The organism is Amycolatopsis sp. NPDC001319 (assembly GCF_042896185.1).
Taxonomy (GTDB): Bacteria; Actinomycetota; Actinomycetes; order Mycobacteriales; family Pseudonocardiaceae; genus Amycolatopsis.
Genome location: NZ_JBIAWY010000002.1, coordinates 24,840 through 45,325 on the forward strand (window position 1 = coordinate 24,840; position 20,486 = coordinate 45,325).

General features: G+C 68.0%; 17 protein-coding genes. 11 read left to right on the forward strand and 6 right to left on the reverse strand.

The window, feature by feature from the left end:
- Positions 1-9: 9 nt before the first annotated feature.
- From ACFY1H_RS05755 to ACFY1H_RS05775, 5 genes are all read right to left on the reverse strand, one after another.
- The gene (locus ACFY1H_RS05755; RefSeq protein ID WP_386944904.1) at positions 10-1,116 is read right to left on the reverse strand and encodes an NADH:flavin oxidoreductase/NADH oxidase; all 1,107 of its coding nucleotides are present in this window, start codon (positions 1,114-1,116) and stop codon (positions 10-12) included.
- A 49-nt stretch (positions 1,117-1,165) separates the two neighbouring features.
- Positions 1,166-2,146, reverse strand: coding sequence for a PDR/VanB family oxidoreductase (locus ACFY1H_RS05760; protein WP_386944906.1), 981 nt, complete (start codon positions 2,144-2,146; stop codon positions 1,166-1,168).
- A gap of 142 nt (positions 2,147-2,288) precedes the next feature.
- Positions 2,289-3,620, reverse strand: a complete 1,332-nt coding sequence (locus ACFY1H_RS05765; RefSeq protein ID WP_366588941.1) for an MFS transporter — start codon at positions 3,618-3,620, stop codon at positions 2,289-2,291.
- 177 nt (positions 3,621-3,797) lie between these two features.
- A complete protein-coding gene (locus ACFY1H_RS05770; protein WP_366588943.1) occupies positions 3,798-4,076 on the reverse strand; it encodes a hypothetical protein in 279 nt (92 codons plus the stop codon).
- Positions 4,069-5,382, reverse strand: a complete 1,314-nt coding sequence (locus tag ACFY1H_RS05775; RefSeq protein ID WP_366588945.1) for a Rieske 2Fe-2S domain-containing protein — start codon at positions 5,380-5,382, stop codon at positions 4,069-4,071. Before ACFY1H_RS05775 ends, ACFY1H_RS05770 begins: the two co-directional genes overlap by 8 nt.
- A 288-nt stretch (positions 5,383-5,670) precedes the next feature.
- Here ACFY1H_RS05775 and ACFY1H_RS05780 point away from each other — a divergent pair, with 288 nt between their 5' ends.
- The 6 genes from ACFY1H_RS05780 (at position 5,671) to ACFY1H_RS05805 (ending at position 10,028) form a co-directional block, all read left to right on the forward strand.
- A complete protein-coding gene (locus ACFY1H_RS05780) occupies positions 5,671-6,912 on the forward strand; it encodes a TetR/AcrR family transcriptional regulator (protein ID WP_386944908.1) in 1,242 nt (413 codons plus the stop codon).
- Positions 6,913-7,610: 698 nt separating this feature from the next.
- On the forward strand, positions 7,611-7,808 hold the full coding sequence (locus ACFY1H_RS05785) for a hypothetical protein (RefSeq protein ID WP_366590568.1): 198 nt from the start codon (positions 7,611-7,613) through the stop codon (positions 7,806-7,808).
- 275 nt (positions 7,809-8,083) lie between these two features.
- Positions 8,084-8,233: a hypothetical protein gene (locus ACFY1H_RS05790; RefSeq protein WP_386944910.1), complete on the forward strand. Its 150-nt coding sequence runs from the start codon at positions 8,084-8,086 to the stop codon at positions 8,231-8,233.
- 16 nt (positions 8,234-8,249) lie between these two features.
- On the forward strand, positions 8,250-8,801 hold the full coding sequence (locus ACFY1H_RS05795; protein WP_386944912.1) for a cupin domain-containing protein: 552 nt from the start codon (positions 8,250-8,252) through the stop codon (positions 8,799-8,801).
- A gap of 78 nt (positions 8,802-8,879) precedes the next feature.
- Positions 8,880-9,584 carry an SDR family NAD(P)-dependent oxidoreductase gene (locus ACFY1H_RS05800; protein WP_386944913.1) on the forward strand — a complete coding sequence of 235 codons (705 nt, stop codon included), beginning with the start codon at positions 8,880-8,882 and terminating at the stop codon, positions 9,582-9,584.
- Positions 9,585-9,617: 33 nt separating this feature from the next.
- Positions 9,618-10,028, forward strand: a complete 411-nt coding sequence (locus ACFY1H_RS05805) for a YybH family protein (RefSeq protein WP_386944914.1) — start codon at positions 9,618-9,620, stop codon at positions 10,026-10,028.
- 794 nt (positions 10,029-10,822) lie between these two features.
- On the opposite strand, the gene ACFY1H_RS05810 is transcribed toward ACFY1H_RS05805, so the two are convergent.
- A complete protein-coding gene (locus ACFY1H_RS05810; protein WP_386944916.1) occupies positions 10,823-11,431 on the reverse strand; it encodes a TetR/AcrR family transcriptional regulator in 609 nt (202 codons plus the stop codon).
- A gap of 214 nt (positions 11,432-11,645) precedes the next feature.
- Between ACFY1H_RS05810 and ACFY1H_RS05815 the strand changes: the two genes are divergently transcribed.
- Genes ACFY1H_RS05815 through ACFY1H_RS05835 form a run of 5 tightly spaced genes read left to right on the forward strand, consistent with a single transcriptional unit; the run spans position 11,646 to position 19,878 of the window.
- Positions 11,646-12,410 (forward strand): SDR family NAD(P)-dependent oxidoreductase, encoded by a 765-nt coding sequence (locus ACFY1H_RS05815; protein ID WP_386944918.1) that lies wholly within the window; start codon positions 11,646-11,648, stop codon positions 12,408-12,410.
- A 58-nt stretch (positions 12,411-12,468) separates the two neighbouring features.
- Positions 12,469-14,550, forward strand: coding sequence for a hydantoinase/oxoprolinase family protein (locus ACFY1H_RS05820; RefSeq protein ID WP_386945929.1), 2,082 nt, complete (start codon positions 12,469-12,471; stop codon positions 14,548-14,550).
- A complete protein-coding gene (locus tag ACFY1H_RS05825; protein ID WP_386944919.1) occupies positions 14,550-16,847 on the forward strand; it encodes a hydantoinase B/oxoprolinase family protein in 2,298 nt (765 codons plus the stop codon). Before ACFY1H_RS05820 ends, ACFY1H_RS05825 begins: the two co-directional genes overlap by 1 nt.
- Positions 16,847-18,370 carry a class I adenylate-forming enzyme family protein gene (locus tag ACFY1H_RS05830; protein WP_386944921.1) on the forward strand — a complete coding sequence of 508 codons (1,524 nt, stop codon included), beginning with the start codon at positions 16,847-16,849 and terminating at the stop codon, positions 18,368-18,370. The genes ACFY1H_RS05825 and ACFY1H_RS05830 overlap by 1 nt, the downstream gene beginning before the upstream one ends.
- Entirely contained in the window at positions 18,367-19,878 is a 1,512-nt protein-coding gene (locus tag ACFY1H_RS05835) for a flavin-containing monooxygenase (protein ID WP_386944923.1), read from the forward strand. Before ACFY1H_RS05830 ends, ACFY1H_RS05835 begins: the two co-directional genes overlap by 4 nt.
- Positions 19,879-20,486 lie beyond the last annotated feature (608 nt).

Genomic DNA, 20,486 nt, shown 5'->3' on the forward strand with positions numbered 1-20,486 from the left:
GGAAGGGCATCACGGTCGTGCGCGGTTGTATTGGACCGGCGTCCGGACCTCGCCCCCGAGCTCGGTCGCGGCTCGGCGCGCCCAATACGGGTCGCGCAGCAGCTCGCGGGCCAGCAGAACCGCGTCGGCCTTGCCCGAGGTGATGATCTCCTGCGCCTGCGCGGGCTGGGTGATCAATCCGACGGCGGCGACCGGCATCCCGGCCTCGGCGCGGACGCGCTCGGCGAACGGCACCTGGTAACCAGGACCCCGGACGATCTTCGCATCGGGCACGTTGGCGCCGGTGGACACGTCCATCAGGTCGACGCCGTGCGCCGGCAGCTCCTTGGCGAAGCGGACGGTGTCGTCGGCGGTCCAGCCCTCGCGGTCGTCGTCGGGGTTTTCGGTGAGCCAGTCCGTGGCGGAGATGCGGAAGAACACCGGCAGGTCCTCCGGCCACACCCGCCGGACGGCGTCGACGACCTCCCGGGCGAACCGCGTCCGGCCCTCGAACGAACCACCGTATTCATCGGTGCGGTGGTTGCTGTACGGCGAGAGGAACTGGTGGATCAGATAACCGTGCGCGCCCTGGATCTCCACGACCTCGAACCCGGCTTCCAGGGCACGTTCCGCAGCCGCCGCGAACTCCTGGACGATCTCGCCGATCCGCGCCCGGGTCAGCGCCTGCGGGACGGTCGAGGAATCGCTGAACGGGATCGCACTGGGACCGACCGGCGTCCAGCCGTGCGGTTCGCCCGGTGCGAGGCGGCGGCCGCCGTCGACCCAGGGGCGCTCCACACAGGCCTTCCGGCCCGCGTGCGCCAGCTGGATTCCGGCGGTCGTGCCCTGGGACTTCAGGAACGTTGTGATACGGCGAAAGCCGTCGACCTGCGTGCGGTTCCAGATACCGAGGTCGTGCGGGCTGATCCGGCCCTCCGGGCTGACCGCCGTACCCTCGGTGAGGATCAATCCGGTACCACCCGCGGCGCGCGCGGCGAGGTGGGCGAAGTGCCAATCCGTCGGAACACCGACTTGCTCGCCGCCGGGCGCCGCGCTGTACTGGCACATCGCCGACATCCAGATCCGGTTCGGGATCGTCAGCGACCGCAGCCGGTACGGGGTGAAGAGCGTGTTCAACCTCGACTCCTTTGTGGACTTCGGGTTCGGGTCGGGGGTCCGGAACCGCCTAGAGATACAGTGTCAGATGTGCCGTCTTCGCTCGGGAAACACAGATCATCATCACGTTGTTCTCGGCGCGTTCCTCGTCGGTCAGGAGCATGTCGCGATGGTCGGGGACGCCCTCGAGGACAGCGGTCTCGCAGGAGCCGCAGACGCCCTCCTCGCACTGGGAAACCTGCCGGACACCCGCGTCGCGAAGAGCGACCAGAATGCTTTCACCGGCGGGAACGGTCCGCCGGACGCCCGACCTCGCGCACCTGACCTCGAACGCCGCGTCCTGAGACGTGTCGATGTCGTCGGCGGCGAACCGTTCCGTCCGCACCGGAACGTGCGGCGGTGCGGCATTCTCGATCGCGCCCAGCAGACGGGAGGGACCGCAGGCGTAGACGGAGGTGCCCGGGGACAGCCGCTGAAGCAGCCCTGGGACGTCGAGCCGCCGGGTCCCCGACGGATAGAGGGTCACACGGTCGCCGTAGCGGGCGGTGAGCTCGGCGACGAAGGCCATGCTCTCGGCGCTGCGCCCCGCGTAGTGCAGTTCCCATTGCACGCCGCGGGAACGCGCCTCCTCGATCATGGCCCGGATCGGCGTGATCCCGATCCCGCCGGCGACGAACACCACCGGACCGCTGCCGGCGAATGCGAAGTGGTTCCGCAGGCCACTGATCCGAAGCGTCGCACCTTCGGCCACCTGGCTGTGCAACCAGGACGACCCGCCTCGCGACTCGGGCTCCCGCAGGACGGCGATGCGCAGAAAATCGGCGCCGGGCGGTCCGCACAGTGAGTACTGGCGAGTCAGTCCGGCTTGAGGAATGTCCACGTCGACGTGCGCGCCCGCCGACCACTGCGGCAGTGGCGTTCCCGCCGGTGGTGCGAGATCGAGCGTCATCACCGCATCGGCCACGCGTCGGCGGCGAACGACGCTGAATTCGCTCGGGAAGACGCCGGTGCCACCGGCAACTGTTTCGATGCTGGACGAGGAGAGCGGCACGAGCATCCTTTCAGGGAGAGAAGACGATTTACCGGTGTCCGCGGCGAGGTGCGGGCCGACGTCGCGGTTCGAGCCGCAAGGGCGGTCGACCGGGCGGGCGAGCGGGAGCACCGCTCGCCCGCCGGATCTCGCGACGGTCGGTTCAGGCCACGGCGGGCAGCGTGGCCTGCTCGCGATTCTCCTTCGCTGCCTTGCCGAGCAGGCTCATGGACACGAAGCTGATCACGCACAGGGTGACGGAGTATCCGGCCACGGCCATCCAGGATCCTGTCGCGGTCAGCAAAGCCTGCGCGATGAACGGCGCGAATCCGCCACCGAGGACCGCTGCGACCTGGTAGCTCAGCGAAATCCCGGTGTAGCGCACCTTGACGCTGAAGGTGGCGGCGAGGATCGAGGCGATCGGCGCGTACGCCGCGGCGTTGAAGGCGTTGCCGAGCATGCGCACGGCGAGGATCGCCGCGAAGGACCCGGTGTTGACGATCAGGTAGGTCGGGAAGGCGAGCAGCGCCAACCCGATGAGTCCGACGTAGAAAACCGCTCGGTTGCCGACCCGGTCGGCCACCCGCGCCGCCACGAAAGTCATTCCGGCGTTGACCGCCGAACCCATGATCGTCACCAGCAGCATCGACGAGGCCGGTACTCCGGCGTTCGTCGTGGCGTAGGACAGCAGGAACACCTGGCCGAGGTAGAAATCCGTGCTCGTCACGATCGTCAGGCCGATCGTCAGCGCGACCGAGCGGGGGTACCTGGTCAGCACCTGAAGCAGCGGCGGGCGTTGCGGCCGCTTGCTCTTGGCCGCGAACTCCGGGCTCTCGGGCACGCCCGAGCGCACGACGATCGCGATGGCCACCACCACGATGCTGAGCAAGAACGGGATTCGCCAGCCCCAGGAGAGAAGCGCCTGGCGGTCGAGTGCACCTTGGAGCACGAAGAACATCGCCGCCGAGAGGAGATAGGCGATGGGAACGGCCGCCTGGGTGAAGGCGCCGTAGAACGTGCGACGGTGCCGCGGTGCGTGCTCGATGGCCATCAGCGTGGCGCCGCCCCACTCGCCGCCGGCGGCGAAGCCCTGGAGCAGCCGGAGCAGCACGAGCAGTGAAGGCGCCCAGATCCCGATCGCCGCGTAGGACGGCAGGATGCCGATCGCGACGGTGGCGCCTCCCATGAGCAGGACCGTCGCCACGAGCATCGGGCGACGTCCGTACTTGTCGCCGAGGTGCCCGATGATCACCGCGCCGAGCGGGCGCATGACGAATCCCGCGCCGAAAGCGGCGAACGCGGTGAGCGTGCCCGTCGCCGGATCACTGCTCGGGAAGAAGACCTGGGAGAAGATCAGGGCGGCGGCCGTGCCGTAGATGAAGAAGTCGTACCATTCTATCGTCGTGCCGAGCATCGCCGCCGCGAGTACCCGCGCGGTGCTCACCTTTCTCTGGGGCAAAGTCGGATCTTTCGACTCGGCCGAAGCTTCGATCATGACCGTACCTCCGTTGGTGCGGTGGGATTCGAGGGTGAAAACAGGCTGCAGCTATTTCTCGTACCGGGTTTCGATCTGATCGCGGGCGCCGGAAGCGGCTTTGCTTCGGCATGCCGATGATTCGCTACGAGAGCGAAACAATTAAATGAAGTTCCGCGCGGGGAGTCGTCGATCCGTTCAGGACCGCAGCGACGGACGCGGAATCGGAATTTCCCGGTTGGTCTCCACCCGATGCCGCAGCCATTGCTCGCGCTGCCTTTCGAGCTGGTCATGGGCGTCGAGAGCGTCCCTGCTCTCGGCGACACACCCGGCCAGCTCCGGGTATTCGAGGCGGCAGACCCACTCGCCGCTTTCGGACTCGCGAGTGGACACGTCCATCATGTACGGAATGGACAGTGCGCGCTCGAGGGCGCCGTCGCCAGAGGTGCGGCCGGCGGCTTCGCTCGGCTCAGACACCGGCGGCCAGCGCGGGATCGGTCGTCGGCTTTTCGGTGCCGTCACGGAGTCCTTGCGTCGCGGTGAGCCAGTCGGCGCCGGTCGGCAGCACGACCCCGCCGGAGCGCTGCCGGTAGAGGTCGGGCTCGTTGGCACCGGGGGGAAGTTCGCCGCTGTCGACGAAGGTGCGCAGAGCTCGCAGGATCCTCCGCCGGACGCGGATGACCATCACGTCGGAGCTGCCGAGGTGTTCATGGCGGCGGTCCAGGACGCCTCCCATGCTCTCGGTCATCGCCCGGTCCTCGAGCGGCACGCTGTCGAGGCCGGTGAAGCTGCGCCCACTGCGCTGGGCGTCACGGTCGATGTCGTAGTCGTTGTCGAGCGTACGAGCGGAGCGGAACCGGCCGTGCCAGTCGGTGGTGTTCGGCAGGAGCTTGAGATTCTCGTACGTCTCGGCGCCGATCGCGAGATCGCTGGGCACCTCGTCCGCGGTGGCCAGGTAGACCATGGTGTGCTCGTCGTCGAGGGGCACCCGTGCGGTCACGGTCTTCGAGCTGCCGAGAAGCCCGGTGGGGATCATGGTGTAGAACGGGAACAGGTAGTGGGCGATGCGCCAGTAGGTCTCCTGATCGTTTCCGGCAGGTCGATACGCACCGTAGGACGAGCCGAATTCGGTGTCGACCACCTTGTACCTCGGGGCCCGGTCCTCCAGCATGTGGCGGAGGAAGGTGCCCTCGGGCGCGGCATCGTCGGCCAGGTGCCCCACGTGCAGAAATCCGAAGTGGCTCGTGTCGATGTCGCCTTCGAGAGCCTGGAGCCAGTTGCAGTTGATCTGGAAGACGTTCACCGCCTTCGTCGCACTCGGTCCGTCGTCGAAGAACTCCAATGCGGGCAGCGGCGGCGGCTCGGCCTGTGAGCCGAGGTAGGCCCACACGAGCCCGCCCCGTTCGACAACCGGCACGGACCTGGCTCGGACTTTGTCCTTGAAATTGCTCTCGGCCGGCTCGTTCGGCATGTCGAGGCACCGCCCCGAGACGTCGAACTTCCACCCGTGGTAGACGCACCTCAGGCCGCCCTCTTCGTTGCGCCCGAAGAACAACGAAGCGCCGCGATGCGGGCACTGCGCGGAAAGCATCCCCACGGATCCCGAACTGTCGCGGAACGCGATGAAGCGTTCGCCCAGAAGGAGAACGCGGACCGGGTCGCAGTCGGGCGCGGGCAACTCCGTGGACACCAGCGCGGGCATCCAGTACTCGCGCATCATCGACCCCATCGGGGTGCCCGGTCCGACCTTGGTGAGTAGCTCGTTGTCACTCGAGCTGAGCATCGCTTCTCCTCGACTTTGAGGCGCGCCGCGTACACGCAACGCACGAACGGAACCCCTGGTCCGACCCGGGGCAGGAACTCGAACATCGTTCAGCTTCGGTATTTACGCACTTGATCTCGACGCCTGTCAAGCACGTCTTTCGGCAGGTCTGCCCCCGGCAGGTCGACCGTCCGGGGCGGCGGCTGTAGCGTCAGGACGGTGTCGACAGCCCCTGAGAACTCGCCGGCGAGCCCCGCGAACGTTGCCCTCCCGCCTCAGGAACGAGGGCGGACGCGGCATGCCCGGATCGTGCGCGCCACGGCACTCTTGATCGATTCGGCGCCCTCCTCGGGGCGCCGGCCGCTGACGCTCCGCGGAATCGCCGAGGCCGCCGACGTACCCGTGGCGTCGATCTACCACTACTTCCCCGACGTGGACTCGATCGTCGCCGCCGTGGCCACCCAATACGGCAATGAACTCAGCTCCGCTGTCGAAGCCGGGGTGTCCCGCCCGACCGAATCCCCGAGTGCGCTGCTGGACACCATTTTCACCATCTATCGAGAGTTCTTCGCGGCGCGACCCGGCCTGCGCGAGCTTTGGTTCGACCGGAAAGCCTCGGAGAAGGTCGTCGAAATCCACCGCTACTTCCGCGCCGGCCTGGCCGAGATCCTGCGCTCGGGAATGCACGGGTATTCGACCGAGCCGCACGATCCGCTGGCTTATCAAACGTGGATCGAAATCACCGGAATCCTCTGGGAACTGGCTTTCCAGTCCGATCCCGAGGGGGACCCGCGCGTAGTCGCGGAGATTCGCGAAGTGTCCGAGCGCTTCCTTTGCAGGCGATTGGGTCTCGAATTTCCCCCGACTGACCGGGAAGGCCGGAAAGACCACGACCAGCCCGGCGCAAGCCTCTCGGCACCAGCGGGAGAGTCGGCGCCCCATGCCTGGGAGCTGCCACTTCCGCCACAGGCGCGAGGGCGGAAGAACAGGGCGCAGATCCTGTCGGCCGCGTCGGCGATCATCGATTCCCAGGGGCCGCACGGCCCGGACGTGAACGTCCGCGCCATCGCCAGCGCGGCCGGGACGTCACCCGGGTCGATGTATCGCTACTTCGAAGACCTCGATTCCCTGGTGGCCGCGGTCGCCGACACCTACATGCACGACCTCCTGGCAGTTCTCGACGAGGTGGAGGCCGCTTCCGAAGGACAGGACTTCGCCGCGTTCAACAAGCGCAAGATGGTTGCGTACCAAGCTTTCTTCGCGCGACGTCCGGGCCTGCGGGAGCTTTGGTTCGATCGCCGCGCCTCCGAAAAGGTGCAGGAAATCCATGCCCACTATCGCCGCGTCCTCGCCGAGCGCAACCACCAGGCGATGTCCCGCTACGCCCCCCGTCCCGGGGAACTGTTCGGCCACACGCTGCACATCGAGGTGACGGGCGCCCTGTGGGACCTGGCTTTCACACTGGATCCCGAAGGGCACCCGTACGTGATCGACGAAATCGAGGAGCTCGGCATCGACTTCGTGCGGCGTCTTCGCGAAGGTTCGAGCTGACGAACCGGCACGGATACGGGACGAAGCTTCAACGAAAGTCTGTACATCCGTCGGTTGTCTGTAGAAGGATCTGTCTCACTCTGCCGGTCGGGGGGCGTCGGTCCCCTTGGCGGCACGGGGACAGGGGTCCGAAACCGACGTCACGACGCGCCTTCTCTTGCGCGGCTGGTGGGGCGCTGTGCGGAAGGGAGTGCGCCTGGTGACTGCCGAGATTCGGTCCTGGGCCACACCGACGATGCGATCGTGGTGAGTGCGTCGACGAGTCCGATGCTGTCGTGGTGACTGTGGTGTCGAGTGATCGTTGCAGCCTGTGGAGCCCACCCCGGACGCCAGTGGCCTCGGGGACCAGGATCGCCCGCGGCACCGTAGCCTGCTCAAACGTGTGGGTGACGTCCATCTCAGATATGGACGTTCTAGTCCAGTTGAACCAGGGTTAAGCTGAAACAATCATACTGCACGGAATGAAGTGGACTATATAGTCCAGTACGTTCGCGCTTCACCCAGTTGACACGACGACTTGGCAGAGACCGCACCCGCCTGAAAGTGGACACCGGACGTTGAGATATCAAGCGCCTCAACCATGACAGAAGCGCGAACCAGACCGCACTGGCCACCGCTCCAGGTTCGCGAATCCACCGAACCCGCGCCCCCGAGGTGCCGGGGGTTGGACAGCACCTCGCCGACGCTCAGGAGGAACGATGAACGAGAAGCCCGCACCCACGATCCACAAGCTCCACGACGCGGTCGATCTCGAACTTGCCGAGGTCGCCAACAGCGCCGACCCCGAAGGCGATGACGTGCCGGAGCGCGAACTCTACGAGGCGGAACTACGCAGCTTCCACGACGCTGTTGTGGTCGTGGAGAAGGCGGAGGAGACGCGCAACTCCGAAAGTTGATCGTGCGGCACCTGCGTTGCTCGGCCGGCCGCCGCTCATGAACCCACCGTGCGCTGGAAGCCGCAGCGAACTGGCCCGAGGCCGGGCTCCAGCAACACCGATCGGATCGCGCGCGACCACGAGCAGGTGCGTTGCGATCGATGGGCGCCCGACAGGGCACTTTCGGGCAATCGTTCGCCGAACCCCGAAAGATTCGCCCCTCGGTCTACACCAATCGAAGTTGACGACGACGGCCGACGGCACAAGCCGCGGCCCCATGGTGATGGGAGCCAGCCATGCCGGTGGAGACCACCGAACGGAATTTCGACCCGGACGACCCGGAGTACTTCATCGCCCAGCTCGCACGCGACCGCGAAGCCGCGCCCGCTGAACCGGCCGCGCCACGGGGTGAGCCGGACGACGCCGGCAGCATGTCACATCCATGACAACCGGGGAGTCACCATGGGCGACACAACGCCTCCACCACTGACGATCCTGCAACCGGGAGAGGGAAAGGAGGGGGATCTCGGCGACATCGGAGTGGTCTTCAAGCTCTTCAGCCACGAGACCGGAGGTGCGGTGTCGATCGTGGAACACCCCTTCGCGGTCGGCGCACTGGTCGCTCCGCACCTGCACACGCGTGAGGACGAGTACTCGATCGTGACCGAGGGGGAGATCGGTTTCCGATCAGGCGACCGCGAGGTCGTACTCGGCGCGGGTGGATACATCACCAAGCCACGCGGAGAGCTCCACACGATGTGGAACGCGGGCAAGACGCCCGCGCGGATGATCGAGGTGATCGCCCCGGGCGGCTTCGAAGGGTTCTTCCACGACCTGTCCGACCTGATGGCAGGCAGCCCGCCCGCCGAAGGGGAGATGGCACGCCTCGCGGCCGAGTACGGACTGGAGTTCGCCACCCCCGATTGGCTGCCGGACCTCATCGCCCGCTACGGGCTCACACCACCGCCGGCCGCGCCTAGCCCTGCCGCGGTGGGCGTGCGTCCTATCGACTGACGGCGGTAGCCGAGTCGAGGAATCCCATCCCGTCACCGAGCCCGTGTGCGCGCTCGGTCGAACATCCGGAGGAATGTCATGAATCAGAAGGTTGCCGTCATCACCGGTGCCTCGCAGGGTATCGGCGCCGGCCTGGTCGAGGCCTACCGCAAGCTCGGCCACGCGGTCGTCGCCACCTCGCGCACCATCACCCCCGCCGAGGACGCGGGCGTCCTCGCGGTCCAGGGCGACATCGCCGACCCGGCCACCGCCGAACGGGTGATCTCCGCTGCCCTCGAGCGGTTCGGCCGCGTCGACACCCTGGTCAACAATGCGGGCGTCTATGTCTCCAAGCCGTTCACCGACTACACCGCCGAGGATTACGCCACCATCACCGGGATCAACCTGGCCGGGTTCTTCCGTCTCACCCAGCTCGCCGTCGGCCAGATGCTCGCCCAGGGCGGCGGGCACATCGTCACCCTGACCGCCAGCATCGTCGACAACCCCGATTCCCGGGTCCCGTCGGTCCTCGCCGCGCTGACCAAGGGCGGGCTGCAGGCCGCCACCAAGTCCCTCGCCATCGAGTACGCCACTCGCGGCATCCGGGCCAACGCCGTCTCCCCGGGCACCACCCGCACCCCGATGCACGACCCGCAGATGCACGAGTTCCTCGCCGGCCTGCAGCCCGTCGGCCGCATGGTCGAGACCCGCGACGTCGTCGAGGCCGTCATCTACCTGGAGAACGCCCCGTCCATCACCGGCGAGATCCTCCACGTCGACGGCGGCATGAGCGCCGGCCACTGACCACGCTCACCCACCCTTTCCTGGAGCACTGCCATGAACCAGAACACCGCGGACAGCGAGACGATCCTGCGCGGCGTCCTCGACGGCTGGAAGGCCGCCGTCGACAAGCATCAGCCCGACCAGGCGGCCGCCCACTTCACCGACGACGCCATCTTCCAGGGAATGCACCCCTACAGCGTCGGACGTCCCGGCGTCGCCGCCTACTACGACTCCCAGCCTCCCGGCCTGACCGCCGAGTACCGGATCCTGGAGACCAGGCGCCTCTCCGACGACCTCGTCCTCGGATACCTCAACGTCGACTTCTCCTTCACCGACCGTCCCACGGTCAACGTCTACCTCAGCATCCTGCTGAAACAGACCGCAACCGGCTGGGCTATCGCCCTCTACCAGGTCTCCAAGCTCGACCAGGACACCACCGGCGAAGCCTCCGACGGGCCGACGTAGCGGACAGCACGGACCTGGAGAGCCGCGAGGGATCAGCACGGCGCTCGCCGATCAGCCTCCGGCCCTTGAGGTCGAGGAAAAGAATCGCTTAGGCCGCACAGGGCGCGGTGTCCATGGTCATCGATCAGATCATCCCGCTCGGCTCGTCCGCACCGCCCGGTGCTGCCGCGCCATCCGGATTTCGGCCGGTCCGCAGACCTTCTCCGCCGCCGTCCCGGTCCCGGACGACCTCCACTCCGCCCTCGACGAACTCCACCGTCATTTTCGCGAGACGATTCTCCCGCAGCCTCGCCGGCCGGCGGTGTGTTGGCACCGCTCGCCGTGTCAACCTGAGCCGGCTCGCTCTCGTGGAGCGGGTGTCCGTCGCGCTTCTATACTTCATGCTCACTGAAGGGGGAGTGGCGATGGCGGAGGTGCCCGCTCGCCGGCCGTCGACGGGGCGGCCGCGTATGCCCGGCGTGGAAGAGGCGGTGCTCAAGATGGTTTGGTGGATCTTCTTACCCGTGATCGTTCCTGTGGCCTTTGACTCGGCATTGCCGATCACCACGGTGCCCCTCGCCCGTCGGAAGTCTTCGGTCGCGTCGAGCTCGTTGTCCTCATGGGTCGCGCAGTCTCAACTCGTGTAATCGAGGGGCAACTTTCGTTGTGAGATAGGAGAGCTGATGGCGATTCTTGCGCAGACGCTCGGTCGCCGAGTGGGTTGAACTGCGACCGAAGCTCGTCTGCGGCCCGTCGTGCCGTCGGCTTCCGGCTTGCGGCCGACTCGCAGACTGCCTGTGAACGGTGAGCGGCTGCTACCGAGCCGGTCGTGCGCCCAGGATCGTCGTGACGATGTCGGTGTAGTGGTCGACAAGCTCGGAGCGGGTCAGGGGGCCTCCCGGGGCGAACCATTCGCGGACGCCGTTGAGCATGTCAAGCACGGCCATGGTCGTGATCGGGACGTTTTGTACGCTGAATTCTCCGCAGCGGCAGCCGTCCTCGATGGTGTCCCGTACTGCGTCGTGGTAAGCGGACTGCAGTTTGATGCCCTGTTCTTTCTGGGCTTGGTTGAGGGCATAGCGGATCGGGTTGCCCACGAGGAGCTCGGGGCGGCGGTGATCGCTGATCTCGATATGGAGGCGGACTGCCCGCCGGATTCGCTCGGTCGGGTTCACCGTGCGGTCGCGAAGCATCGGGACGGTGGCATCCACGAAGTCGGTCATGAATCGCGAGACTATGGCGTGCAGGACGTCCTGCTTGTTCGCGAAATGGTGGTACATCGTCGAGGACGAGATTCCGGCCGCGTCGGCGATGTCCCGAATCGACGTTGACCCGAATCCCCGCTCGTAGAACAGTCGGCCGGCCTTCTCGAGGATGTGCCCGCGCAGCACAGGCCCGTCGTCGAGCGACTTCTTCCTGGCCACGCGCGCACCTCCTGTCGAGCCCCGCCGGCCCCGGGTTCGGCGATGGTAGCGGACACCGGCGTTGTGTCGATCGAGTGATCGACATATGTGCCGAAACCATTGACGCCGTGGTCGGCGTCACTATACCGTTCGTGTCGATCGAACGATCGACATTGCCGCAGGGGCGGTGACCTGGGGCGATCGTGGTGCGAGTCGGATGACAAGGTGGTCATGCATGGCGGAGTTCGGTTCGGGATGGTCGACGACGCCTGTCACGGGAAGCCGGGTCGTGGTCACCGGAGCGGCCGGTGGTCTCGGCCGTGAACTCACTTCGGTGCTGGCCGGCATCGGGGCGGACGTGGTCGGGATCGATCGCCCGGGCGCCACGAGCGCGCCCGGAGTGCGACTCGTCGAAGCCGACCTCACCGACGACGGCGCCGCACGCCGCGCCCTCGACCAGGCCGGTGAAATACTCGGCGGTATTGACGCGCTGGTCTGCGGCGCGGGAATCGTCGACACCATCCATCGGGCGAAGACGTTCCCCCTCGCGGATTTCCGTGCCGACGTCGAGGCGAATTTGCTCTCGCAGTTTGTGGTCGCGCAGGCCGCATATTCCGCGTTGGCGGCGGCGGACTCGTCCTCGATAGTGTTCCTGGCCTCGATCGCGGCGCAGGATGGTTTGCCCGGTCAGGCCTCGTATGCCGCGGCGAAGGCCGGGGTGCTGGGCCTGACCAGGAGCCTGGCCGCGGAGTGGGCACCCGACGGGATCCGGGTGAACGCGGTCGCGCCCGGGTTGTTCGCGACGCCGAAAGTGCTCGCGATGCCGGATTCGGCGCGGGACCGGCTTCTCGCCTCGGTGCCGATGAAACGGGTCGCCAGCCTCGGCGAGGTGGTCGGCTCGGTGCTCTATCTGCTTTCCCCGGCCGCCGGTTACACGACCGGCCAGATCCTGCGCCTCGACGGCGGCGCCGGTCTCACTCTCGGCGGCTTTTACCGCTGATCCCCTCGACCTCCGCCGCGGCATCGCGCCGCCGCGGAGCAACAGTCAGGAGTTGCGTTTGTACTACATCGGCGTAGACATCGGTGGCACCTTTACCGACTGTGTCCTCGTTGACCAGAACGGCAAGCACCGCACGGCGAAGGCGTTGTCCACAAAGGATGATCCAGTGTCCGGGGTGATGACCGGGCTCGGGCGGCTCGCGGAGGCCGAGGGACTCGATTTGGCCACCCTGCTGGCGCGAACCAACCGGTTCGGGCACGGCACGACGATCGGTACCAACGCGGTTCTCGAGCGGGCGGGCGCCAGGGTGGGCTTGGTCGCGACCGCGGGCCACGGCGACGCCCTGTTGATGATGCGCGGATCCGGACGGGTGGCCGGCCGGTCCATCGAGGACGTCTTCGCGGTACACGGCAGCCGGCTCCCGCAGCCGATCACTGTGCCCGGAGCGATTCAGGAGGTGCACGAGCGGATCGACGCTTCCGGCGCGGTCGTGGTCGACCTCGACACGGAGCAGGCGGTCGAGGACATCACGCGGATGATCGCCGAGCACCGGCTGGACTCGATCGCGATCTCGCTGCTGTGGTCTTTCGCCAACGCCAAGCACGAGAGGGCCTTGGCCGAGGCGCTCGCAGCGGCGGCTCCTGATGTGTTCGTGTCCAGTTCGGCGGTGGTGTCGCCGCGGCTGGGCGAGTACGAGCGCACCGTCGCGACTGTGATGAACGGCTACGTCGGGCCGGCGTGCTCCCGCTACCTCAGCCGGCTCGCCGACCGTCTCGGTCACACCGGGCTCACCGAGCCACTGCTGGTCATGCAGTCCAACGGCGGTGTCCTCCCGGCGGAGGCGGCCGCGGCGACGTCGCTGGGCACCATCGACTCCGGTCCCGCCGGTGGGCTGACCGGAGTCGCGACCCTCGCGCAGGCGTACGGCCACGACCGGGTCGTGGCCACCGACATGGGCGGTACGTCCTTCGACATCGGTCTGGTCATCGACGGTAAGCCGGTCATGGCGGAGGACAACGTCATCGACCAGTACACCTACCGGCTCCCGCACCTGGCGGTGAAGACCATTGCCTGCGGCGGAGGAACCCTCGCGCGGTTCGACGAGGCGACAGGCGGTCTGCGGGTCGGGCCGCAGAGCGCGGGTTCCGAGCCGGGGCCCGCCAGCTACGGCCGTGGCGGCACCGAGCCCACGGTCACCGACGCGGACGTCGTGCTCGGGCTCCTGCGGCCGGCGGCCTTTTTGGACGGACGGATGCCGCTGGATCGCGATGCGGCGGTCGGCGCGGTCGGGCGGCTGGCCGAGCAGCTCGGGTTGTCGTTGGAGGAGACCGCCGCCGGAATCCTGGAGATCAACAACATGCGTGCGGCGACGGTGATCCGGCAGCAGACGCTCGAACGCGGGCACGATCCACGCGACTACGTGCTCTACGCCTACGGCGGCGCGGGCCCGGTGCACGCCTTCGGCTACGCGGCCGAGTCCGGGGTGCGGGAAGTCGTCATCCCGTTGGGCAACGGAGCATCGACCTTGTCGGCCTACGGGATCGCCTCCGGCGACGTGGTGCTCTACAAGGAGCTCGAACGCGGCGTGCTCGCACCGTTCGACGGTGAGCAGGCCGATGCCCTTGCCGCAGGCGTCGCGGAGGTGGAAGCCGCCGCCCGTGCGGACCTGGCCGCGGCCGGATTCGGGGATGACGTGGTCGTCGAGATCGACGCGCTGATGCGCTTCCGCGAGCAGCTGATGCACAGCCTGGAGATTCCGGTGACGCTGCCTTCGGACGGCAAGCGACTGCTGGCCGATTTCGACGCGGAGTACGTGCGCCGGTACGGCTCCGGCGGGACCGCGATGTTCCAGACCGTCGAGGTGTTCGCGTTCCGGGCCCGGGCGTCGGTCGCCGCGGGTATCCCGATTCCCGCGCCGCACAGCGAGCCGGCCGCCCCGGTCGAACACGCCGATGTCTACTGGCCCGGCCGCGGATGGACCTCGACCGAGGTGCACCGCGGTTCCGTGACCGGAACGGTCTCCGGCCCGGCGCTCGTCGAGCTCGCGCACACGACCATCGCCGTCCCGCCCGGCGCGTCCCTGTCCACCGGGACCCGCAACGAGCTCCGCCTGCAGCTTCCGACCACGAAGGAGTCCTGATGCCCATCTCTCCCGAGGCCCCGGGTGTCGTCTGGGACGGTGTCGCGCGCGGGTACATCCCGAGCGAGCCGCTCACCGTGCCGTCAACCGTGCAGCTGCACACTACGGCTTCCGCCGCCGTCGACCCGGTGACGTTCGAGGTCGTGCGCTATTCGCTGATGAACATCAATCTCGAGCACGGCCAGACCCTGCAGCGGCTCTGCGTCTCGCCGGTCACCATGATCACGCGGGACTTCCAGCCGTCGATCCTGACCCAGGAGGGCGATGTCGTCTTCCTGGGGCCGTACCTGCAGTACTTCTCCAACTCCCAGTCACTGACCATCAAGTGGGTCCTGGAGAACCGGGCCGAGGACCCCGGCATCGCTCCGGGGGACATGTACGTCTCGAACGACCCGTTCGTCGGGTCGCCGCACCAGCCCGACGCCGTTGTCGCCGCGCCGGTCTTCGTGGGTGAGGAGATCTTCTGCTGGGTCTCCAACGTTCTGCACCACAGCGACGTCGGTGGCTCGGTGATGGGCAGCTTCTGCGTCGACGCCACCGATATCTTCCTCGACCCGCCCGCCTTCCCGCCGTTCAAGCTCGTGGACCGCGGGAAGATCCGGCCGGATCTGGAACAGATGTTCCTGCGCCAGTCCCGGGTTCCGACGAACGTGCACATGGATCTGCGCGCGGCGATCTCGGCGAACCTCGTGGCCGTGGAGAAGATCACCAAGCTGTTGGAGCGCTACGGCGCGGACACGGTGAAGGCCGTCATGAACCGCGTGCTGGACGCGGGGGAGCGAACCGTCGCGGAGCGGCTGGCGAAGATCCCCGACGGCACCTGGTCTCACCGCATGTACGCCGAGGCCGCGCACACGGGCGACAATGCCACGTACGTCTACCAGACGACGGTGCGGAAGGTCGGCGAGCACCTCTACGTCGACAACCGCGGCACCGATCCGCAGACCGGGTCGATCAACGTCGCCTACGCGGGGTTCGCCGGTGCCTTCCTGGCTGCCCTGACGGCGTCGCTGACCTCGGATCTCGCCGGTGCCTACGGCGGGGTCTACCGGCGGGTGCATTTCGAGCCGGTCCCCGGAACGCTGTCCTGCGCGGACTTCCCCGCCGCGGTCAGCCCGGCGGGGATGTACACCATGGAGACATTGATCAGCCTGGCCAGCACCGTGATCGGCAAGATGCTGGCGTGCGCCGAGCCGGAGATCGCCGGGCTCGCGATCGGGCCGGCTCACCCCGCGTTCTACGCGATGATCTCCGGTGGCGTCACGGCGGAGGGAAATCAGTTCATCGGCACCAACGCCAACAACATGATCGGTTCGCTGGCGGCGTCTCCGGCGGGCGACGGCGTGGATTTCGGCGGTCATTTCTGGATCCCCGAGGGCACGGCGAGCAACGTGGAGGAGCTCGAACTGCTGTGGCCGATGCTCTACCTCTACCGGCGGGCACTTCCGGGCGGCGCCGACGGTGCGGGGCAGTTCCGCGGTGGCCGCGGGTTCCTCGAGGCCGCCATCCCGTGGGGGGTCCCGGGTCTGGCCGCGGCGGTCTACATCGACGAGTCGTTCCCCAAGGTGGTCGGTGCGTTCGGCGCCAATCCGGGGTCGGTCGGGCATTTCCGGCTCAAGCACGGCTCGGACGTCCGCAAGTCGTTCGAGGCCGGCGTGATCCCTCAGGACTTCGACGCCATCGGGGGCGCTGAGGCGGCTGTCGAGGCGAAGGGCCCGGCGCTCATGGTCGGCGATGACGGGGTGTGGGAATGGACCGGTGCCAACGCGACCGGTTTCGGTGACCCGCTGGCCCGCGAGTCCGACTCGGTCGCCGCGGATGTGGCCGCGGGTGCACTGCCCGCCGATGCCGCGGACCGGGTCTACGGCGTGGTGCTCCGCTCGGGCGGCGAGGTCGACGCGCCGGCGACGACCTCGCGGCGAGCTCAGCTGCTGCGAGACCGCCTCGCCGCGGCGACCGTACCGGACGGCGTGCACACCGCACCCGAGTCGGCTGAGCTGCACCTGCTCGGCGGTGAGCTCGCACTGGTCCGGCACGAAGGGGCGTGGCACTTCGTCACCGCGTCCGGCCGCGCCTTGCTCGCGCCGGTGACCGCGAACTACAAGGACGGCTGTGCGGTGCTCGAGCGCCCGGTGCGGGAACTGGGGCCTGAGTTCTCGACACACGAGACGCGCGCCGGCTACACCGTGCGGTACCGCGAGTACCTGTGCCCGGTCACGGGACGCCGGATCGAAACCGAGATCCTGCGGGACGGCGACGAGCCCCTTCGCGACATGGCTCTCCAAGAGCGAGCGTGATGACGGCGACCAACGTGGCGGGACGGTTCGTCGAGGTCGCCGGTGCCCACGCTGCTCGCGAGGCATTGGTCGACGGACCCGTGCGGCTCAAGCACCAGGAGGCCCTGCGCCACTCGACAGCCGTCGCGGTCCGGTTGCTGGCCCGGGGTATCGCGCCGGGCGACCGGGTCGCGATCCTGCTGCCCAACGGCTGGCAGTACGCGATCGGGTACTGCGGCGCACAATTGGCCGGCGCGATCGTCGTGCTCGTGAACACCCGGTTGACCGAGCCGGAACTCGATCACATCCTGAACGACAGCGGTGCCACCGTGATCGTCACCGATGACACGCTCGGCGCCCGGGTGCCGGCGGCGCTCGCCGACCGGATCGTCACCGCGGACCTTCTCACGGCCGAGCCAGGCGCAGCCGAGGATGTCGATCCCGCGACCCTGCCCGGGTGTGCCCGCGCTCCGCACGACGTCGCCCACCTGCTCTACACATCCGGGACGACGGGCCGACCCAAGGGGGCCATGCACACACATGCGAACCTGCTGTTCAACGCGCGCACCGTCCGGGAACGGCTCGGTGCGGCCGCGAACGAGCGGACGCTGATCGCGGCGCCGATGTTCCACGCGACCGGCACCGTCTCCCAGTTCATCGGCTTCTTCACCGCGGGAGCGTGCTGTGTGTTCACCCCCGCGTTCAAGGCCGAGACCGCCGTGGCGCTGATGACCCATGAGCGAGTCACGTTCTTCGCGGGAGTCGCCGCGATGCTCAGGCTCATCCTGCTCAAGGCGGCCGACACCGCCGCGGATCTGTCCGCGCTGCGGTTGTTCGTCCTGGGCGGCTCCGCGGTGCCCGAGGGGTTTCCCGCGGAGGTCGCGCGGCAGCTTCCCGGGCTCACCCTCGGCAACGTGTGGGGCCTGACGGAAGGAACCTCGATCGTCACCTACACCGAAGGCAAGGAGTACCTCGGCCGCACCCAGACGGTGGGCAAGCCGGTCACCGGCGTGCAGGTCGCCGTTTCCCTCGAAGGTGGGCGGCCCCGGGATGTGCGCGACACTGTCGGCGAACTGTGCGTCCGGGGGCCGGTGGTCGCGGGCGGCTACTGGAACAACCCTGAGGCCACCGCCTCGACCTTCGTCGACGGCTGGCTGCACACCGGCGACGTGGGCAGTATCGACGCCGACGGGTTCGTCCGGGTCCTCGACCGGCTGAAGGACATGATCATCCGGGGTGGCGAGAACGTCTACAGCCTCGAGGTGGAGAACGTCCTCGCCACCCATCCGGACGTGGCCGAGGTGGCCGTCGTCGGGGTGCCGGACCCGATCTTCGACGAACGGGTGCGGGCGGTCGTGGTCCCGCGGCCGGGGCGCACTCCGAGCGTGGCGTCGTTGCGCGCCCATGCCGCCGGCGCGCTGGCCGACTACAAGGTGCCCGCCGAAATCCGCTTCGTCGGCGAACTACCCCGCAACCCCTCCGGAAAAGTCCTCAAACGCCGCCTCGTCGAGGACGCGGCCGCCACCGGCGAAGGAGTTCGATGACTTCCGCGGCTGATACTTCCTCGGCCGAGGCCGAGGTACCGGCCGTCAACGACGTCGACGTCGTGATCGTCGGCGCCGGATTCAGCGGGCTGGGCGTCGCGACGATGCTCGGCAAGGCCGGCATCCGGTCCTTCAGGATCCTCGAGGAAGCCGACGACCTCGGCGGAACCTGGCGGGACAACACCTACCCGGGCTGCGGTTGCGACATCCCTTCGCCGCTCTACTCCTACTCGTTCGACCAGAAACCCGACTGGACCCGGCTTTTCGCCGGCCAAGCGGAAATCCTGGACTACCTGCGTGAGGTCGCCCGGCGCCGCGGCCTGATCGACCACACCCGGTTCGGGCAGCGCGTGCAGCGGGCACGGTGGATCGAGGCGGACGCCCGCTGGGAAATCCTGACCTCGACGGGGGACAGCTACCGCGCGCGATTCCTGATCTGCGCGGTCGGGCCCCTGCACCATCCGGCCTACCCGGACTTGCCCGGTGTGGAGACCTTCCGGGGGCCGGTGTTCCACTCGGCGAACTGGCGGCACGACGTCGACTTGAACGGCAAGCGGGTCGCGGTCATCGGGACGGGTGCCAGCGCCATCCAGTTCGTCCCCACGATCGTCGATCAGGTCGCCTCCCTGACCGTCTTCCAGCGGACCCCGCCGTGGATCGTCCCCAAGGCCGACCGGCCCTTCGACGAGCGGCACCGCAGGCTGGCGCGATGGCTGCCGCCCTACCGATGGTGGGTGCGGGAGCGGCTGTTCTGGATCCACGAAAACCGCGCCGCGGGCTTCGTCAGCGACCCGGCCGCGATGGAGCAGACCGCGGCGCTCGCCCGACGGCTGATCAAGAAGCAGGTGCCGGACCCGGAACTGCGCGAGATCGTCACGCCGGACTACACCATCGGCTGTAAACGGTTGCTGATCTCCAGCGACTGGTACCCCGCGTTGTCGAAGCCGCACGTCACCGTGCACCAGGGCGGAGTCGCCCGGGTTCGGGCCGACGCCGTCGTCGGTGCGGACGGCGCCGAGACCACCGCCGACGTCCTTATCTACGGCACCGGGTTCGACTCTCAGAACACTGTGCGCATCGACATCGCCGGACGCGACGGCCGCACGCTCGCCGAGGCCTGGAGCGAGGGGAACAAGGCCTACCTCGGCACCGTCGTCGCCGGATTCCCGAACATGTTCCTGATGGTCGGGCCGAACACCGCGCTGGGCCACAACTCGCAGGTGTTCATGATCGAGTCGCAGGCCCGCTACATCGTCGACAGCCTGCGCAGGCTCCGGCGGCGAGGAGCGGAGTGCGTGGAGGTCCGGCCGGAAGTACAGGACTCGTACAACGAATGGCTCGATTCACGGATGGCCGGCACCGTGTGGCAGACCGGCGGCTGCCGCAGCTGGTACCAGGACCCTCGCTCCGGGCGCAACACAGTCCTGTGGCCGGACACGACGATCGCTTTCTGGCGCCGAACCCGGCGGGCCCGGATGTCGGACTTTCAGCTGCGAATGTCGCGGTAATCCCATTTGACCGTGAACCTGCAGTGGCGCTGGTGACTGCATGCGCCGGACCACGCGGCACCGAATCGTAACCAGATTTCCGGTTACGAGACGCCACTTCCCGTTGACCTCGGAATGTGCGCCCGGGTTCTGCGGGGCGGGGCGCTGCGGGAGCAGCGCGTAGGCCGCCCCTGTCGCGCCCTGACCAGGGCGCCGCAGGGGCTCACCCAAGCCGCATTGGTGGGCGGGAACAGCTGGTACGAGGTCGACAAGGTCGCAGCCAAGCAGATCATCGCGTCCATGCCCGAGGTGGGCGCGGTTCGCGCGGGAGAACCGCAACTTCCTGACCCGCGGCTGCCGGTGGCTGGTCGAGCAGACCGAGGTCCGCCAGGATCAGGTAGTTCTCGACGGGTTCCTGGACGTTGAGAGTGGGGCGATGTCGCGGCCGCGTGCGTGAACGCGGACTCGGTAGGAGCCGGCACCCGTGTGGGCCAGTTCGCGGCCCGGGCCGTGGTCTTCGTAGTAGAGCTCGATCGGCGCGCCGTTTTCTTCCCCGACTGTCACCTTGGGCATGAGCTGTCCTCTCGTGCGCGAAACGGAGTGGGTGCGGAGCCTCGGGTCGTGGCGTC

Excerpts from the sequence above, each read along its gene's own strand:
- ACFY1H_RS05825 (WP_386944919.1), top strand. The coding sequence starts at position 14,550 with ATGCCCATCTCTCCCGAGGCCCCGGGTGTCGTCTGGGACGGTGTCGCG.
- ACFY1H_RS05835 (WP_386944923.1), top strand. The coding sequence starts at position 18,367 with ATGACTTCCGCGGCTGATACTTCCTCGGCCGAGGCCGAGGTACCGGCC.
- ACFY1H_RS05815 (WP_386944918.1), top strand. The coding sequence starts at position 11,646 with ATGGCGGAGTTCGGTTCGGGATGGTCGACGACGCCTGTCACGGGAAGC.
- ACFY1H_RS05830 (WP_386944921.1), top strand. The coding sequence starts at position 16,847 with ATGACGGCGACCAACGTGGCGGGACGGTTCGTCGAGGTCGCCGGTGCC.
- ACFY1H_RS05800 (WP_386944913.1), top strand. The coding sequence starts at position 8,880 with ATGAATCAGAAGGTTGCCGTCATCACCGGTGCCTCGCAGGGTATCGGC.
- ACFY1H_RS05775 (WP_366588945.1), bottom strand. The coding sequence starts at position 5,382 with ATGCTCAGCTCGAGTGACAACGAGCTACTCACCAAGGTCGGACCGGGC.
- ACFY1H_RS05790 (WP_386944910.1), top strand. The coding sequence starts at position 8,084 with ATGCCGGTGGAGACCACCGAACGGAATTTCGACCCGGACGACCCGGAG.
- ACFY1H_RS05785 (WP_366590568.1), top strand. The coding sequence starts at position 7,611 with ATGAACGAGAAGCCCGCACCCACGATCCACAAGCTCCACGACGCGGTC.
- ACFY1H_RS05795 (WP_386944912.1), top strand. The coding sequence starts at position 8,250 with ATGGGCGACACAACGCCTCCACCACTGACGATCCTGCAACCGGGAGAG.
- ACFY1H_RS05805 (WP_386944914.1), top strand. The coding sequence starts at position 9,618 with ATGAACCAGAACACCGCGGACAGCGAGACGATCCTGCGCGGCGTCCTC.
- ACFY1H_RS05765 (WP_366588941.1), bottom strand. The coding sequence starts at position 3,620 with ATGATCGAAGCTTCGGCCGAGTCGAAAGATCCGACTTTGCCCCAGAGA.